14 protein-coding genes are annotated in these 15,095 nt (G+C 72.0%); 6 read left to right on the forward strand and 8 right to left on the reverse strand.

Features of this window, described 5'->3' with window-relative positions:
• Window positions 1–8 precede the first annotated feature (8 nt).
• Together OHU34_RS39670 and OHU34_RS39675 are read left to right on the forward strand one after the other, a co-directional pair.
• On the forward strand, window positions 9–1,931 hold the full coding sequence (locus OHU34_RS39670; RefSeq protein WP_230193661.1) for a DUF2264 domain-containing protein: 1,923 nt from the start codon (window positions 9–11) through the stop codon (window positions 1,929–1,931).
• A 103-nt stretch (window positions 1,932–2,034) separates the two neighbouring features.
• The gene (locus OHU34_RS39675; RefSeq protein ID WP_142268624.1) at window positions 2,035–2,487 is read left to right on the forward strand and encodes a flavodoxin family protein; all 453 of its coding nucleotides are present in this window, start codon (window positions 2,035–2,037) and stop codon (window positions 2,485–2,487) included.
• 21 nt (window positions 2,488–2,508) lie between these two features.
• Here OHU34_RS39675 and OHU34_RS39680 read toward each other — a convergent pair whose 3' ends face one another.
• The 3 genes from OHU34_RS39680 to OHU34_RS39690 all read right to left on the reverse strand — a co-directional run bounded on the left by OHU34_RS39680 (window position 2,509) and on the right by OHU34_RS39690 (window position 5,692).
• The gene (locus OHU34_RS39680) at window positions 2,509–3,066 is read right to left on the reverse strand and encodes a precorrin-3B C(17)-methyltransferase (RefSeq protein ID WP_142268623.1); all 558 of its coding nucleotides are present in this window, start codon (window positions 3,064–3,066) and stop codon (window positions 2,509–2,511) included.
• A 75-nt stretch (window positions 3,067–3,141) separates the two neighbouring features.
• Complete coding sequence (locus OHU34_RS39685) at window positions 3,142–3,609, reverse strand: hypothetical protein (RefSeq protein ID WP_142268622.1); 468 nt, start codon at window positions 3,607–3,609, stop codon at window positions 3,142–3,144.
• A gap of 142 nt (window positions 3,610–3,751) precedes the next feature.
• Window positions 3,752–5,692, reverse strand: coding sequence for a CASTOR/POLLUX-related putative ion channel (locus OHU34_RS39690; RefSeq protein WP_142268621.1), 1,941 nt, complete (start codon window positions 5,690–5,692; stop codon window positions 3,752–3,754).
• Window positions 5,693–6,129: 437 nt separating this feature from the next.
• Between OHU34_RS39690 and OHU34_RS39695 the strand changes: the two genes are divergently transcribed.
• On the forward strand, window positions 6,130–8,400 hold the full coding sequence (locus OHU34_RS39695; RefSeq protein ID WP_230193659.1) for a M4 family metallopeptidase: 2,271 nt from the start codon (window positions 6,130–6,132) through the stop codon (window positions 8,398–8,400).
• A gap of 182 nt (window positions 8,401–8,582) precedes the next feature.
• On the opposite strand, the gene OHU34_RS39700 is transcribed toward OHU34_RS39695, so the two are convergent.
• Together OHU34_RS39700 and OHU34_RS39705 are read right to left on the reverse strand one after the other, a co-directional pair.
• Entirely contained in the window at window positions 8,583–9,107 is a 525-nt protein-coding gene (locus OHU34_RS39700) for a hypothetical protein (protein ID WP_405771085.1), read from the reverse strand.
• Between the two features lie 398 nt (window positions 9,108–9,505).
• Window positions 9,506–10,414 (reverse strand): GlxA family transcriptional regulator, encoded by a 909-nt coding sequence (locus tag OHU34_RS39705; RefSeq protein ID WP_405772516.1) that lies wholly within the window; start codon window positions 10,412–10,414, stop codon window positions 9,506–9,508.
• 130 nt (window positions 10,415–10,544) lie between these two features.
• Between OHU34_RS39705 and OHU34_RS39710 the strand changes: the two genes are divergently transcribed.
• On the forward strand, window positions 10,545–11,138 hold the full coding sequence (locus OHU34_RS39710; protein WP_142268617.1) for an MBL fold metallo-hydrolase: 594 nt from the start codon (window positions 10,545–10,547) through the stop codon (window positions 11,136–11,138).
• Window positions 11,139–11,396: 258 nt separating this feature from the next.
• On the opposite strand, the gene OHU34_RS39715 is transcribed toward OHU34_RS39710, so the two are convergent.
• Window positions 11,397–11,846: a hypothetical protein gene (locus OHU34_RS39715; protein WP_020127108.1), complete on the reverse strand. Its 450-nt coding sequence runs from the start codon at window positions 11,844–11,846 to the stop codon at window positions 11,397–11,399.
• A gap of 220 nt (window positions 11,847–12,066) precedes the next feature.
• Window positions 12,067–12,747, reverse strand: a complete 681-nt coding sequence (locus OHU34_RS39720) for a class I SAM-dependent methyltransferase (RefSeq protein ID WP_405771088.1) — start codon at window positions 12,745–12,747, stop codon at window positions 12,067–12,069.
• A gap of 134 nt (window positions 12,748–12,881) precedes the next feature.
• Between OHU34_RS39720 and OHU34_RS39725 the strand changes: the two genes are divergently transcribed.
• On the forward strand, window positions 12,882–13,721 hold the full coding sequence (locus tag OHU34_RS39725) for an endonuclease/exonuclease/phosphatase family protein (RefSeq protein WP_142269884.1): 840 nt from the start codon (window positions 12,882–12,884) through the stop codon (window positions 13,719–13,721).
• 149 nt (window positions 13,722–13,870) lie between these two features.
• Here the strand turns inward: OHU34_RS39725 and OHU34_RS39730 are convergent, their stop codons facing one another.
• The gene (locus tag OHU34_RS39730; RefSeq protein WP_142268615.1) at window positions 13,871–14,632 is read right to left on the reverse strand and encodes a ZIP family metal transporter; all 762 of its coding nucleotides are present in this window, start codon (window positions 14,630–14,632) and stop codon (window positions 13,871–13,873) included.
• Window positions 14,633–14,920: 288 nt separating this feature from the next.
• Here OHU34_RS39730 and OHU34_RS39735 point away from each other — a divergent pair, with 288 nt between their 5' ends.
• The gene (locus OHU34_RS39735; protein ID WP_268267455.1) at window positions 14,921–15,043 is read left to right on the forward strand and encodes a hypothetical protein; all 123 of its coding nucleotides are present in this window, start codon (window positions 14,921–14,923) and stop codon (window positions 15,041–15,043) included.
• The last annotated feature ends 52 nt before the right edge of the window (window positions 15,044–15,095 follow it).

Genomic DNA, 15,095 nt, shown 5'->3' on the forward strand with positions numbered 1-15,095 from the left:
GTCCCCGTATGACCGCGCCGCACCTGTCGGCCGACGCCGGCCGTCTGCCGCCCCCCGACCCCACTCTGTCCCCGTACACCGGCTACACCCGGGCCCACTGGGAGGCCACCGCCGACCGGCTGCTCGCCGCGCTCCGCCCGTACGCGGGTCCCGGCCTCGCCCAGTACCGGCTGCCCGGCCGCACCGGCCACTCCGGTGCCTGGTCGGACGGCCTGGAGGGGTACGCCCGTTCGTTCCTGCTGGCCGCCTTCCGGATCGCGGGCTCGGGCGGAGACGTCGGCCCCACACTGATCGAGCGCTACGCGACCGGTCTCACCGCCGGCGTCGACCCCCGCCATCCGGAGCACTGGCCGCCCATCACCGACCGGAGCCAGCCCATGGTCGAGGCCGCCTCCGTCGCCCTCGCCCTGCACGAGACCCGCCCCTGGATCTGGGACCGACTGCCCGACAGGACGAGGGAGATGGCGGTCGCCTGGCTGAGCGGCTTCGTCGGCGCCACCGCCAACGACTCCAACTGGCGGCTGTTCCAGGTCATCACCGAGGAGTTCCTCGCCTCCGTCGGCGGGCCGTACGACCGTGCCGAGATCGACGGGGGACTGGACCGCCTCGACGACTGGTACCGGGGCGACGGCTGGTACACCGACGGCGACGGCCGCAAGTTCGACTACTACAACGCCTGGGCCCTGCACCTCTACCCCGTCCTGTGGGCCCGCGTCGCCGGCCAGCGCGCGGATCCCGCCCGCGTCGCCACGCACCGCGCCCGCCTGCGCGAGTTCCTCGACAGCCACCAGTACTTCTTCGGCTCCGACGGGGCCCCCGTCCACCAGGGCCGCTCCCTCATCTACCGCTACGCCACCGCCGCCCCGCTCTGGGCGGGTGCCCTCGCCGACGCCACCCCACTGCCCCCCGGCCGTACCCGACGCCTCGCCTCGGGTGCTTTGAAGCACTTCACCGACCGCCAAGTGCCCGATGAGAAGGGATTGTTGAGCCTCGGCTGGTACCGGCCCCACCTGCCCGTCACCCAGCCGTACTCGGGCCCGGCCTCCCCGTACTGGGCGAGCAAGGCCTTCCTCGGTCTGCTGCTGCCCGCCGACCACCCGGTGTGGACGGCATCCGAGGAAGCGGGCCCCGTCGACACCGCCGACCGGCAACTGGCCCTGCCCGCGCCGGGCTGGCTGCTGCACTCCACGGCCGCCGACGGGATCGTCCGCCTGGTCAACCACGGCACCGACCGGCTCCCGCCGCCTCCCGCCGCGTCCGACGACAGCCCGCACTACACGGGCTTCGCCTACTCCACCGCGACGGCACCCGAGACCCCGCCCCCCGGTCGGCCGGCCGGCCCTGACAACCGCATCGCCCTGCTGGCCCCCACGGGCCCGTCCCGTCGCGGACGCATCCACCCGCTGTACGCGCGGGGCCGGCGCGCGGCGTCCTGGCACACCCCGCTCGGCCCCGGGGACGAGCGCCTGCGCATCACCACCGCGAGCGTGGTGCGCGGGCCGTGGGAGATCCGCGTGCACCGCGTCGAGGCCCCCGCCGGCACGCCCGTACGGGTCGGCGGCTGGGCGGTGGCCTGCGACGACGTCCCGCCCCTCGCGCTGACGGGTGAGGGCTGGGCGGTGGCCCGCCGCGCCGACGGTCTCACCTCGGCCCTCGTCGGCCTGTTCGGCTGGGACGACGGCACCGCCGAGGTGACCCGGGCCCGGGGCCACAACGCCTACGGCGACCACTCGGCCGTCCCGGTCCTCACCGCACCGCACGCGGGTGGCGCGCAGCTGCTGGCGACACTGGTGGTCCTCACCGCCGACCCGCTCGTGGCGGCGGACGTACGGACCGGAGCGGGCGCGGTCCTCGTCTCCGACGGCACCCTGGAGGTCCGCTTCCCGGACGGCACACCCGAGACCGTCACTCCGATGCCCGATCCGGGGTGAGGGCCGACGGGAGCGCCGACGCGCGGCAGGTACGGGCCCCGGCCCCTGTCCGGCCGTGGCGTCGCTTGCGGCCGGGCCGGGGGAGCGGGCAGGGTTCCGAACCGTGGCCACTTTGCTGATCGTCCATCACACCCCCTCGCCCAACTGCCAGGCGCTGTTCGAAGCGGTCGTCTCGGGCGCGACGGCGCCGGAGATCGAGGGCGTCCGCGTCGAACGCCGGGCCGCCCTCGCCGCGACCGCCTCCGACGTCCTGGCCGCCGACGCCTACCTGCTGGGCACGCCGGCCAACCTCGGCTACATGTCCGGTGCGCTCAAGCACTTCTTCGACCAGGTCTACTACCCCTGCCTCGACGGCACCCGCGGACGGCCCTTCGGCTACTACGTGCACGGCGGCAACGACGTCACCGGCGCGGTGCGCGGCATCGAGACCATCACCACGGGCCTGGGCTGGCGACGCGCGGCCGAGCCGGTCACCGCCACCGGGGAACCCGACAAGGCGGACGTGGCGGCCTGCTGGGAACTGGGCGCGACGGTCGCGGCGGGCCTGATGGACTGACGGGCGCCGGGCCGCCGCGCGTCAGTGCCCGCCCCGCCCGGGCAGACACGTTCCCTCGACGGTGCGCCCGACGACCTCCGCCGTCGCGTGACCGCTGCTGTCGACGGTCCCGTTGACGCACACCCGCCCCTCGCCGCCCCCTACGAGCATGTCGTGCAGGGGGACCAGGAAGTCGCCCTGCACCTCGATCTGCCGCGCCTGAAGGCCGAGCGCCTCGGCGGCGGCCGTCCGCAGCCCGTCCAGGGTGGTCCCCTCGGCCGCGAGTTCCTGGAGCGCGGCGGCCAGTGCCGTCGCCCGGGGTTGCGCTTCCTGCCGCTGCCCGGCGGTGATGGGCTGGGCCTCGCGGTAGGCGTGGTTCTCGGCGACCCGCTGGTCCCAGCCGTAGCTGATGCACGGAGACGGTGACGCCAGCGTGTCCTCGGGCGGCGGGCAGAAGCCCTTCGCCGAGGCGGCGGGCGAGGAAGCGGCCGAGCCGGCCGCCCGGGGGTCGCTCGACGGATCGGCGCATCCGGCGGTGAGGACGAGCAGGGCGAGCAGAACCGGGGCGCCGAGCCGTCGCCGTGGCCGTATCCGTGTCATGCCTCGATCATGACAGGCGGGTGGGACACACGGGCGTCGACACGGGACGTCGGGACGCAGGGGCGCGCGTCGCGCTCAGTTCCAGAGCGGGTACGTCACCACGCGCCCGAACTGCTCCGGCCTGTCCCCGAGGTAGGTGAGGGTGATCCGGCTGTAGTGCCGCACCTGCGGGTTCTTCTTCCACGGCTGCGGCCGGTCCAGCTTCACGACGACGGCGTACGGGTGGAAGGCGCCCGCCGCGCAGTACGGATCGCAGTCGTTGACGACGTTGACCCCGGTGGCCCGCGCCGAGTTCGAGCCCCAGCTGTCCCAGTGCAGCGAGACCAGACGGCTGTTGCCGTCGCCGCACGCGAGGATGAAGTCGCCGGGCCGTACCTTGGCGTGCCAGAGGCAGTCGACCAAAACGGGCGGCGTGGCCTGCCGGACCGCGGCCGCGCGCGCCGTGGGCGGCGACGCGCCCGGCACGGCCGAGGCCGAGCCGACGGCTGCCGTGAGGCCCAGCGCCGCACAGAGCATGACCGCTGTTCTCGTCGTGTGTCGCATGTCCGCTCCCGCCCGACGAACCGGGAGCCGTCTGTGTCCGCGCCCGGATGAAGTTCTCTACCGACGCTACGACGGTGAGCGGAAGGGGACCACTCGAACGGCCCGGACCCGCGAGGCGTGGCGACGCCCCCGGGTGGACGCGCTAGGAGGCGTCCACTCGCGCCGCCTGGCTTCCTTCCGCCCCACCGGCCTCAACGGCGCCACCCTCGGCGCCGTCCCGTACGACCACGACGATCTCGTCCGTGCGGCTCCAGACCCGTCTGCCGGCCTTGGCGGGATTGAGCCGGACCCTGTGGCCGGCGGGTGCGGCGGCGGTGTCGTGACAGCGGTAGCCGATCGCGCACTCGCCCCGGTCGCGCGCCGCGGCCACGACCGTGGCGAAGGAGGCGGGACGGTCCGCAAGCACATAGTGAGGTGCCGGACGCAGCCGCAGCGCGCTGCCGCCGGCGGCGAACAGTTCCTCGAACACCCCGGCCAGGTGCCCGTTCTGCGAGACCTGTGCCATGAGCAGCCCCGTCAGCTGTCCGCCGACGACCGCCTCGGAGCCCCGTCCGAGCGGGGCCAGGGCCCGGTTGCGTTCGTCGGCGAGCTCCGCGATCACCGGCACGGTGTGCCCGGTCTCCTGCGCCAGCGATCGCAGGATCAGCAGGACGACCAGCGTGCGGTGATCCCGCCGGTCGGCGTCGTCGCCGGTGTCCGGCCCGAGCACGATGATCCGGTCGAAGGAGCCCGGGTCGAGTCCGCGCAGGGACGAGGGGTCGGTCGGATCGGCGGTTGCGCAGGTCACGGTGAGCCCGTCGACGAGCGAGGCTTCCCTGCGTGGTTCCGGCAGCGGCGGTGCCGGTGGCGCCTGCTCCGTCGGGTCGGTGACGACGTGCAGGACCGAGCCCGGCCGAGCGCAGCGGCGCAGCTGGTCGACCAGGTGGGGCGCCCGACGGTTCCAGCCCAGCAGCAGGAGACGCGACGGTTCGACCGGGCCGGCACCGTGCCCGGCCAGGACCGAGGACTCCACGAGGTCACGGCCGTCCTCCCACCGCGCGCTGTCCTCGTCCGGCGCCACGACCACGAGCCGGTCTCCCGGCCCGAGGACGGTCTCCGGCGGCGGGCTGAGCAGGGGAGTGCCGTCGGCCCGTACCAGCCCGGCCACCGCGGCCGTCGCGCAGTCGAGCAGGACATCGCCGAAACGACGTCCCACGAGCTCGGGAGCGGCGGCGAGGTAGAACTCGTCGCCGGCGAAATCGAGAAGCTCCCGCAGCACGGGCGTCAGACCCGGGTGGAGCGCGGAGTGCGCGATCAGTCCGGCCGCCGTCCGGTCGGACTCCAGCACGATGCCCCGCGGACCCGCGGCGAGCCGGGCCGCGGTCCGGTACCGCTCGTCCCGTACGCAGGCGACGACGGGCGGGCCCGCGTGTTCCCCGAGGACGGCGCGCAGGGCCAGCAGGGTCCGTACCGTCTCGGCGTCCCCGGCGGCTTCCGTGCCGGGCAGCACGAGCACCGCGTGCGCCGACCCGGGACTGACCAGCCCGAGCGCGTCGGGGTCGGCCGTGGAGCCGCTGCGGCAGATCAGCCGTGTGGTCCCGGTGGGTCCGAGCACGGCCGCCAGCGCCTCCTCCATCTCCGTCTTGTCCCGGTCGGCGAGCACCACGACCGCGCTCCAGCGCTGATCGGCGCGTGCCGCGACCAGCTCGCCGACCACCGTGAACACCTGCTCCGACCAGCCGAGCACCACCGAGTGGCCGGTCTCCACCACGGTGGAGCGGCCTCGGCGCAGTTCGGTGAGGCGGTCGGTGAGGCCGGTGGTGATCACGCCGATCAGGGTCGACACGTACAGCAGGGCCATCAGGCCCAGCAGCACGGACAGCAGCATCCGCAGCGGTGCGCCGGTCACCGCGCCCAGCCGCAGGGTCTCCGCGCTCACCCGCCACACCGCGGTCAGCCGGCCCGACAGCGACCGGGGCGAGGACGGGTCCGTCCACACCAGCAGCGCACTCGCCGGGACGACGATGCCCAGGCAGGTCACGGCCAGCCATCCGACCAGCCTGCCGGTGCTGCGGGCCAGTGTGTTGTCGAACCGGTAGCGCATCCGCTCCCGTAACGAAACCGGCTCTCGCCGCTGCCCTTCCACCGAGCCCCCTGTCTCCCGCCGACTCCCGTCGCCGCCTGAACTCGCAGAGTGCTGCCCGGAGTGCCGCGACACGCCGTGGGGGTGCCCGCATTCACCCATTCGGGAACGGGGGTCGCTCTCGCGGCTGAAAATGTGCGCCGAGCAGGGCGGATCCCCAGCAGGACATGGTCATTTCCAGCCGTTGTTTTGGCATTCCCATGACAAACCTGTGCACGCAGTGCCACGCTGCTGCCGAAGTTCACCATTCCTTCACACCCGCATCATGCGGGGCATCCCACCCCCCCCCACCTCCTTCCACCCGCCTGCCGTGCAGCGCTCCGGACCGGCCCCATCCCGTCGGTCCGCCCCACCTCGGCCCCCACCACGGGCCGACCGTCGCACAGAAGGAGAACCCGTTGCCCCGGCGACACCACCCCACCCTCCGGCGCAGACGCGCCACCGCCCTCGCCCTGACGACCATCGGGGCCCTGCTGGCCCTGGGAGCCCCCGCCGGTGCCGCCGGCGCGGCGCCCGCCGACCCCGGCCCCGCCGAGATCACCGCCACGCCTCGCGCCGGTGCGGCGGCGACCACCCTGTCTCCGGCCCGCCGTGCCTCGCTGATCAAGAGCGCGCAGACCACGGCCGGCGCCACGGCCCAGCGGCTCGCCCTCGGCGCGCAGGAGAAGCTCGTCGTCAGGGACGTCGTCCAGGACGCCGACGGCACCACCCACACCCGCTACGAGCGCACCTACGCCGGACTGCCCGTCCTCGGCGGCGACCTGGTCGTCCACCTCAAGAGCGGCCGGACCACCGTGTCCAAGGCGAGCGGAGCCACGCTCGCGCTGCCGTCCCTCAGCCCGAAGCTCTCCGCGACCAACGCCACCGGCAAGGCTCTCGCGGCCGCGAAGAGCGCCGACGTCACCGGCACCGCGACCGAGCGCGCGCCCCGTCTCGTCGTCTGGGCCGGCGCCGCCAAGCCCGTCCTGGCCTGGGAGACGGTCGTCGAAGGCGTCCAGCAGGACGGCACGCCCAGCGAACTCCAGGTGGTCACCGACGCGACCACGGGCAAGGAGATCCTCGCCGCCGAGAAGGTGCACACCGGCACCGGCACCGGCCAGTACGTCGGCACGGTTCCCGTCGGCAGCACGCTGTCGGGATCGACGTATCAGCTCACCGACGGCGACCGCGCCGGGCACAAGACGTACGACCTGAACCAGGGCACCTCCGGAACCGGCACCCTCTTCACGGACGACAACGATGTCTGGGGCACCGGCCTGCCGTCCAACCGCCAGACCGCCGGTGTCGACGTGGCCTTCGGTGCCGCCGCCACCTGGGACTACTACAAGGACGTCTACGGCCGCAACGGCATCCGCAACGACGGCGTCGCCGCCTACAGCCGGGCCCACTACGGCAGCAACTACGTCAACGCCTTCTGGCAGGACAGCTGCTTCTGCATGACCTACGGCGACGGCTCCGGCAACACGCACCCGCTGACCTCCCTCGACGTGGCCGCCCACGAGATGAGTCACGGTGTCACCGCCGCCACCGCCAACCTGACCTACTCGGGTGAGTCCGGCGGTCTCAACGAGGCGACCTCCGACATCTTCGCCGCGGCCGTCGAGTTCCACTCGAACCTGGCCGCCGACCCCGGCGACTACCTCGTCGGCGAGAAGATCGACATCAACGGCAACGGCACCCCGCTGCGTTACATGGACAAGCCCTCCAAGGACGGTTCCTCCCGCGACAGTTGGAGCTCCACCCTGGGCAGCGTCGACGTCCACTACTCGTCGGGCCCCGCGAACCACTTCTTCTACCTGCTCTCCGAGGGCAGCGGCGCCAAGACCGTCAACGGCGTCGCCTATGACAGTCCGACCTACGACGGTCAGGCCGTCACCGGCATCGGCATCGAGAACGCCGCCGCCATCTGGTACCGGGCGCTGACGACGTACATGACCTCGTCCACCAACTACGCGGGCGCCCGCACCGCCACCCTCCAGGCGTCGGCCGACCTGTTCGGCGCGTACAGCCCCACCTACCTCGCCGTCGCCGACGCCTGGGCCGCCATCAACGTCGGCAGCCGCATAGCCCTCGGCGTCAACGTCGCCCCGATCGCCGACCAGACCAGCGGCGTCGGCCAGGCGGTCAGCCTTCAGGTGGACGCCTACACCACCAACACCGGTGCGGGTCTGACCTATGAGGCCACCGGCCTGCCCGACGGCCTGACCCTCGGCGCGAACGGCCTGATCTCCGGGACGCCGACCACTCTCGGCAGCAGCGACGTCGCCCTCACGGTCACCGACAGTACGGGCGCGTCCGTCACGGACACCTTCGCCTGGCGGATCGCGTACATCTACGCCACGGCCACCCGCGTCGACATCCCCGACAACGGTGCCGCGGTGGAGTCCCCGATCACCATCGCGGGCCGCGACGGCAACGCCTCGGCCACCACCTCGGTCTACGTCAACATCGTCCACACCTACCGTGGTGACCTGACCGTCGACCTCGTCGGCCCCGACGGCACCGTCTACTCGCTCCTCAACCGCACCGGCGGCTCCGCCGACAACGTCGACCAGACCTTCACCGTCGACGCCTCGGCCCAGCCGCTCACCGGCACCTGGAAGCTGAGGGTCCAGGACCGCGCGTCGATCGACGTGGGCTACATCCAGCGCTGGCAGCTCACGCCTTGAGCGGTCGGTCCACACCCTGACCGGTCGGTCCACACCCTGAGTTCACCCTCCGACCGGTTCACTCTGCGACCGCAGACCGCTCGACACCGCCGCCCGGGTCCTCCCAGACCCGGGCGGCGGTGTCGTCGGTGCGGGTCGGCGGAGCACGCCGGCCCGGCCCGGCATGCCGCCCGGCGGAACGGTCAGGCGGTGCGGCAGAGCACCGCCTGACCGATGGGGGCCGTGGCGCGGACCACCGGCGCGTGCAGGGGATGGGCGGTGCGTCCGGTGGCCGCGGCCTGCGAGCGGTTGCGTGCGAAGACGACGAGGCGCAGCACCGCGAACCGTGCGGCACCGGCGAGTGCGGAGGCGGACAGGTAGACGGCCTGCTCGAGCACCGTGCCGGGCGCCGCCACCAGTTGCTGCAGGATGAGCATCGCCACGCAGGTCACCGCATAGGCGGCTGCCGCGGATCCGGCCGACTGCGCATGCTGGCGCCAGGTCGCGCGCCCGCCGGTACCGAAGGTGAAGCGGGCGTGCAGCTCGGTGGCGAGGAGCGTGGAGGCCACGGTGATCAGGGCGTTGGCCAGGATCCAGGGAATCCAGGAGGCCAGGGCCGCCACGGCGAAGCTGGAAGCGACCCCTACTCCACCGCCACAGAGTACGAAGCGGGCGAAAGAACCGATGGCGCCGGGTGACGCCTGCCGTAGGCCCTGTGCAGTCTCCATGATCCGTCCCCCTGGAATCGCCCCTTCGCGAAACGCGCGCCTGTCGACTCGCAAGGCTGTCGGTGCGCTGTTTCTCGTTGCGGAAACGCTACGTTGCATTCACCTGGCGAGCAACGAGTTAATTGCACTTACTCTGCATAGTGCCAGCTCATAGCGATGGAATCGTTGCAATGGCTTTAGCGTTAATGCAACAAACACCTCGCACTCGTTGCAATGATTCGGAAGTGAACGCTATGCCGGGCAGGTGTCCGGCGTCCGAAGCGCGTCGGAGCCGTGACGTCGCGACCCGCATGGACGACTGCGGGTTGTGGCAGACGGTGTGGCTGGAACCCGATGCGGTCGTACGGCACCCCTCGGGCCTCCCGGCGGGCGTCGGCCCGGCGGGCCGACGTTGCGCGTCACGGCGTGTTCGTGAAGGTGCGGCGGTAGGAGCGGGGCGGCACTCCCCGGCGGCGCACGAACTGTTCGCGCAGGACGGCCGCGCTTCCGTATCCGACGCGGCGGGCGATCTCCTCGACCGACAGGTCCGTGGTCTCCAGGAACTCCTCGGCGCGGCTCAGCCGCAGGCTCCGCAGCCAGGCGTGCGGGGTGGTGCCGGTCGCGGCGGTGAAGCGGCGGGCGAAGGAGCGTTTGCTCATCACGGCACGCCGGGCCAGTTCCGCGACGGGAAGCGGCTCGTGGAGGTTCTCGCGAGCCCACGCGAGCACCTGGGTGAGACGCTCGTCGCGGCAGTCCTCGGGGAGCGGAGCAGCCAGGTACTGCGCCTGCCCGCCGTCGCGATGGGAGGGCAACACCACGTCCCGGGCAACGGCGTTGGCCATGGCGGCTCCGTACTCCCGCCTCAGCAGGTGCAGGCAGAGATCGAAGCCCGCGGCGGCTCCCGCGCCGGTGATGACGGGTCCTTCGTCGATGTAGAGGGCGTCGGGTTCGACGGTGACGTTCGGGTGGCGGCGGGCGAGCAGTTCGGCGAACCGCCAGTGCGTGGTGGCCCGCCGGCCGTCGAGCAGCCCGGCGGCGGCGAGCGCGAAGGCGCCGACGCAGTGGGCCGCGACCAGTGCGCCGCGCTCATGTGCGGCCGACAGCGCGTCGAGCACGTCCGGTGCGGGCGGTGTGCGGAAACCGGCCCAAGGCAGGGCGATCACCAGATCGGCGGCGGCGAGCTTGTCCAGGCCGTGCGTGATGGTGAGCGGCACGCCGACGTCGGTGGGGACCGGCCCGGGCCGGTCCGTGCACAGGGCGAAGTCGAAGCCCGGCAGCGTCGCCCCGTGCGGACCGAAGACCTCGGTGACGATGCCGACGGCGAGCATGCCGACTCCGGACGGGGCGTACGCGGCGACGGTCGTGAAACGAGGCACCCGGTCAGTGTGGCACTAATCCTGCGATCACCGGCAACAGTGCCACTCGTGAACGACCCTCCTGCCCGGAAGGATTGAGGCCATGACAGACGCACCGCTCGGCCGCAGCGCCGTGTACACGATCCTGACCACCGGATACGTCGGCTCCACCGGCCCCGGAGTCGCCGCCACCGTCTCCTACATCTCCGACGCCGACCGGCATGTGATCTTCGACCCGGGCATGGTGGCGAATCGCGACCGAATCCTCGCTCCGCTCAAGGAGTTGGGGCTCGGCCCCGACGACATCACCGACGTGGTACTCAGCCATCACCACCCGGACAACACGATGAACGTGGGCCTGTTCGGACGGGCCCGGGTACACGACCACAAGGTGGAGTACCTAGGCGATCAGTGGAGAAACCGGGATGCCGAGGGCTACGAACTCACGCCGTCGCTGCGGCTGATCCGCACCCCGGGCCACAGCGCCGAGGACATCACGCTGCTGGCGGGCACGGAGTCGGGCGTGGTCGCCTTCGCCGGTGACCTGTGGTGGCACGCGGAGGGCCCGGCGGACGACCCGGTAGCCCCCGACCGTGACGTGTTGCGCGCCTCCCGGCTCCGGGTGCTGACCGCCGCGGACCTGATCGTGCCCGGCCACGGCGGCCCGTTCAAGACCGACGGCAACGCGCCCCGCTAGCCGCGCCGTCCGGCGCGGGCTGCGGAATTGCCGGGGGGAGGGGCCGTGGCTGAGAGCCGTCGACAGCCCTGGCGGAGCCGGGTGGATCCGCCAGGGCGGGCCGGACGGTTACGGCCTTCTGTCTGTCCTGCACCACGCCGCCCTCAGCCCGCGGCCCCGGCGTTGTCGGGCCCGACGGTCGGCGGTCGTTCCGGCCGTCAGGCGCAACGCGGGGACCTCTGGCCTACCTGGTGCGGCGGGCGGTCGGGCAGGGGTGGATCACCGGGTGTACGTGGTCCGGTGCTCCTTGAGGGAGGCGCAGTTGGAGCCGATCACCTGTACGTAGGTGTTGCCGATGCCGCCGCCCCAGTCGACGCAGTGGCCCTTGCCGATGACGTAGGAGGGTCCCGCGTACGAGGTGTAGGACCCGTAGTCGTCGTCACCTTCGTTGGTGTCGGGGACGTAGATCCAGGCGGACATGTCCACGCGGGTGCCGGGGTTGTTGCGGATGGTGACGACGCAGTTGTTGCCGTTGGTGGAGTTGTAGGCGAGGTAGACGGTGCCCAGCGAGCCGACGGCAGCGGAGTTCACGGTCTTGTAGCCGCTTCCGCAGACCTTCTGCGGGGTGGTGTTGGGTGCGGCGGAGGCGGGTGCCGCCAGGGCGGTGGTGGCCCCCACCGACAGAGCGGCCAGTGCGGCGGCGCCCAGTATGGAGTGAGTGAAGCGCATATTTCCCCCTTGAGTGCTTAGGAGTTGGTTGCTCCTGCCTTATGTGACCGGCGGGGCCTTCGGATGGTTGTGCCGGAGTTACCGGTGTTTTCAGACATAACTGGCGGCGTAGTTGGCCGAGTCGGGACGCAACCGTAGGCGCGTGAGGGCTGCGTGCCAGGTTCGGGCCGTACTGGGCACACGATGACCTGGCAACGCGGTGCCCCCCTGGGCGGGGCCCTCAGCGCAGTCGACGCGCCCGGAGCACCAGGTCGTCGGTATGGTGCGCGCCCGCGCCGCCGTCTGGCGTCACCCGTGGCCGCTGCTCGTCCACCTCCACCTCCCAGTCGTCCTTGAACAGAGCGGCGACCATCGAAGGCCAGACGTAGTCGGCCGGGTCGAAGCCGCTGTCGTGCGCCTGCTGGGTGTCCATCCCCGCGTGGTGTACGAGCAGCAGCACGCCGCCGGGCGCGACCGCCGCGAGCAGCGCTCGCTCGGCCGCAGCGTCGGGGGTGCGCAGCAGGGCCGGGTACTGCGCGGAGACGAGGTCGAAGGAGGCCGGCGGGAGTGCCGCTTCCGTCAGCGCGGCGTGTACCCAGCGAACGGTGAGGCCGGCGTCCCGCGCGTGCCCGGCGGCCCGCTCCAGCGCCACACCCGAGACCTCGAGCGCGGTCACGTCCCAGCCGGTGCGCGCGAGCCAGACGGCGTCCGCGCCCTCCCCGCAGCCGACGTCGAGCACCCGCCCGGGTGTGAGCCCGGCGACCTCGGCCACGAGCGCACCGTTGGGCCGGCCGCTCCACAGCTGCTGCCGGTCGGCGTATCGGTTGTCCCACTCCGCCCGCACCGCGGGGTCTCCGACGTATCCGTCGGCAGGCGAGGGGGCGTCGGGCGCGGGCGGTCCTGCTGAGATGTTGTCGGTCACGGGCCCACCGTCGCCCATCGTCCTCCGGTCACGCCACTGCTGTTGCCGGTCCGGCAAAACGACGTCCAACGTGATGCCCCGTAACCTCGTACGTGGGGACGTCCGATGCCATGGACTTCCAGTGTGAGGAGGCGATGGTGCCCGGTAGGGGAATGCGTCTGCTGACAGGTGCCTTGATCGTGGCCTGCCTGGCGCTCGTAGGTCACAGCGCGCGGGGTGGTGCCCCCTCCGCCGGGTCACTGCCCGTCGAAGCCGTCAGGGATGTCGTACCGAACCGGGTCATGACGTGGAACATCTGCAACCCCTGCGAGAAGAGCAACGCCGACCGGGCGGCGGAGATCGCCACGTACGCACCCCAGGTCATCGGCCTGCAAGAGGCGTGCGTGCGTGACGTCGAGGGGATCCGGGACGAACTGGAGAGACGCCACGGGCTGGTCTACCACGTCGAGTACGGGACGGTTCTTCGCAATTGGGGGCGTTGCGGGGGAGTGCCGTGGAATCCGGGGGCCTACGGCCAGGCGGTTCTCTCGGCGGCACCGATGACAGACCTCGTCAACGTGGAATATCCCGACGGCGGATCCGAGGACCGTGGGTACATGGCCGTCACCACCACTGTGGGCGGCCGGCGTTTGCGGGTCTTCAACACACACCTTGCCGAACGACGCCAAGAGGCGGTCCGAGCAGACCAGACCGGCGTGCTCGCCGCCGAAGTCGCCCGGCACAAGCGCGCGATCGTTCTCGGCGACTTCAACGCCGTGCCGGACGCCCCCGAACTCGCCGCGATCTGGGAACTGGCCACGGATGCGGACGCCCAGTGCCGTCCCTCGCCGACCGGCGACTGCACGACGACCACCGACTGGCAGAGCAAGTTCGACTACATCTTCCTGCGAGGCATCGTCCCGCTCAAGCAGGGTGTGCACCCGACCTCGTACTCGGACCACGATCTGGTGCACGCTGACCTGGACACAACATAAGCCTGGACACAACACAATGGCACAGCAAGTGCCACACCAGCAGCGACAGATGCGTCCCTGTGGGCACCTTCACGGCAATCGGCAATGGCAAACAGCACCGGGCTCCCGCTCCATGCCACTGCACGGTCCACCCGCTCCCAACCCAGCGGTCAGGCGTGGGAGAGGGCGAAGGAGACGAGGAAGCCGCTGACGGTGATCAGTCCGATGGCCAGGTGGGCGTCGTCGAACGCTTCGGGGATCATCGTGTCGGCGACCATGGCGAGGATGGCCCCGGCCGCCACCGCGGTCACTGCGGCGATCACGGCGGGGGAGAAGGAACCGACCACCGTGTAACCCAGGACGGCCGACACCGTGCTGGCCGCCGCGATCGCCGCCCACACACCGAAGACGTATCCCTTAGTGCGGCCGGCCTTCTTCATCCCCGCCGAACTGGACAGCCCTTCAGGGACGTTGCTGATGAACACCGCAGCCACCGTCACCAGACTGACCGCGCCGCCGTCCAGCAGGCTGACGCCGATCACCGCGGACTCCGGCACCCCGTCGAGCAGGGCGCCGAGCGCGAGCGCTGCCCCGGACCCGCCCTGCTCGGCCTCCGAGGGCTGTGCCTCCGCTCGGGCGTGACCGGAGCGCTTGCGGTGGCGGGCACCCCGGCGAGCCAGCCACACATTGCCCCCGGTGTAGGCCAAGGCGCCGATGAGCGTGCCGACGACCGCGGGAGCAAGCCCCGCCTCCTCGTAGGCCTCACCGACCAGTTCGAAGGACACCGCCGAGATCAGCACCCCGGCCCCGAAGGCCATCACCGTCGCGATCACCTTCTGCGGCACCCGCAGCCCGAACCCCAGCCCGGCACCGAGCAGCAGCGCCGAACCCGCCACCAACCCCCACAGTCCAGCCTCAACCACTTCAGCCATGCCGAACCGCCTACCCGCGATGGATGTGGATCAACAGGCGACCGGCGCGGCCGCGCGGATCCGGTGCGCATGCACACCGGCGACGACGGCACGACGGTGCGCTTCTACCCCAGCCTGTAACCGGAGAAGTGGGCGGCCACCCTGTCCGGGCGGCCGCCTGCGGTGGACGGCGCATGGCGCCGAGCACCGGCTGGCCCGACGAGGAGCGGGGCAGTCCTAGCGTGAGCAGGACACACGGGCCGGTGGGGAACCCGAGCAGGGCCCAGCGCGGCAGACGAGGCAGCCTGGATGGAGGCGGTACGCCGCTACGACATCCTCGACACCCGGCCGGACGAGGCATTCGACCGCATCGCCGCGATGGCGGCACGGCTGTTCCAGCTGCCCGCGCTCTCTCCGTCAGCCCCCAGTTGACAGCCGGGCCGGCTTCCTCGGTACCCGACAGTTCGGCCAGGAACCGATGACA

This window comes from Streptomyces sp. NBC_00080 (assembly GCF_045041255.1).
GTDB lineage: Bacteria > Actinomycetota > Actinomycetes > Streptomycetales > Streptomycetaceae > Streptomyces > Streptomyces coriariae.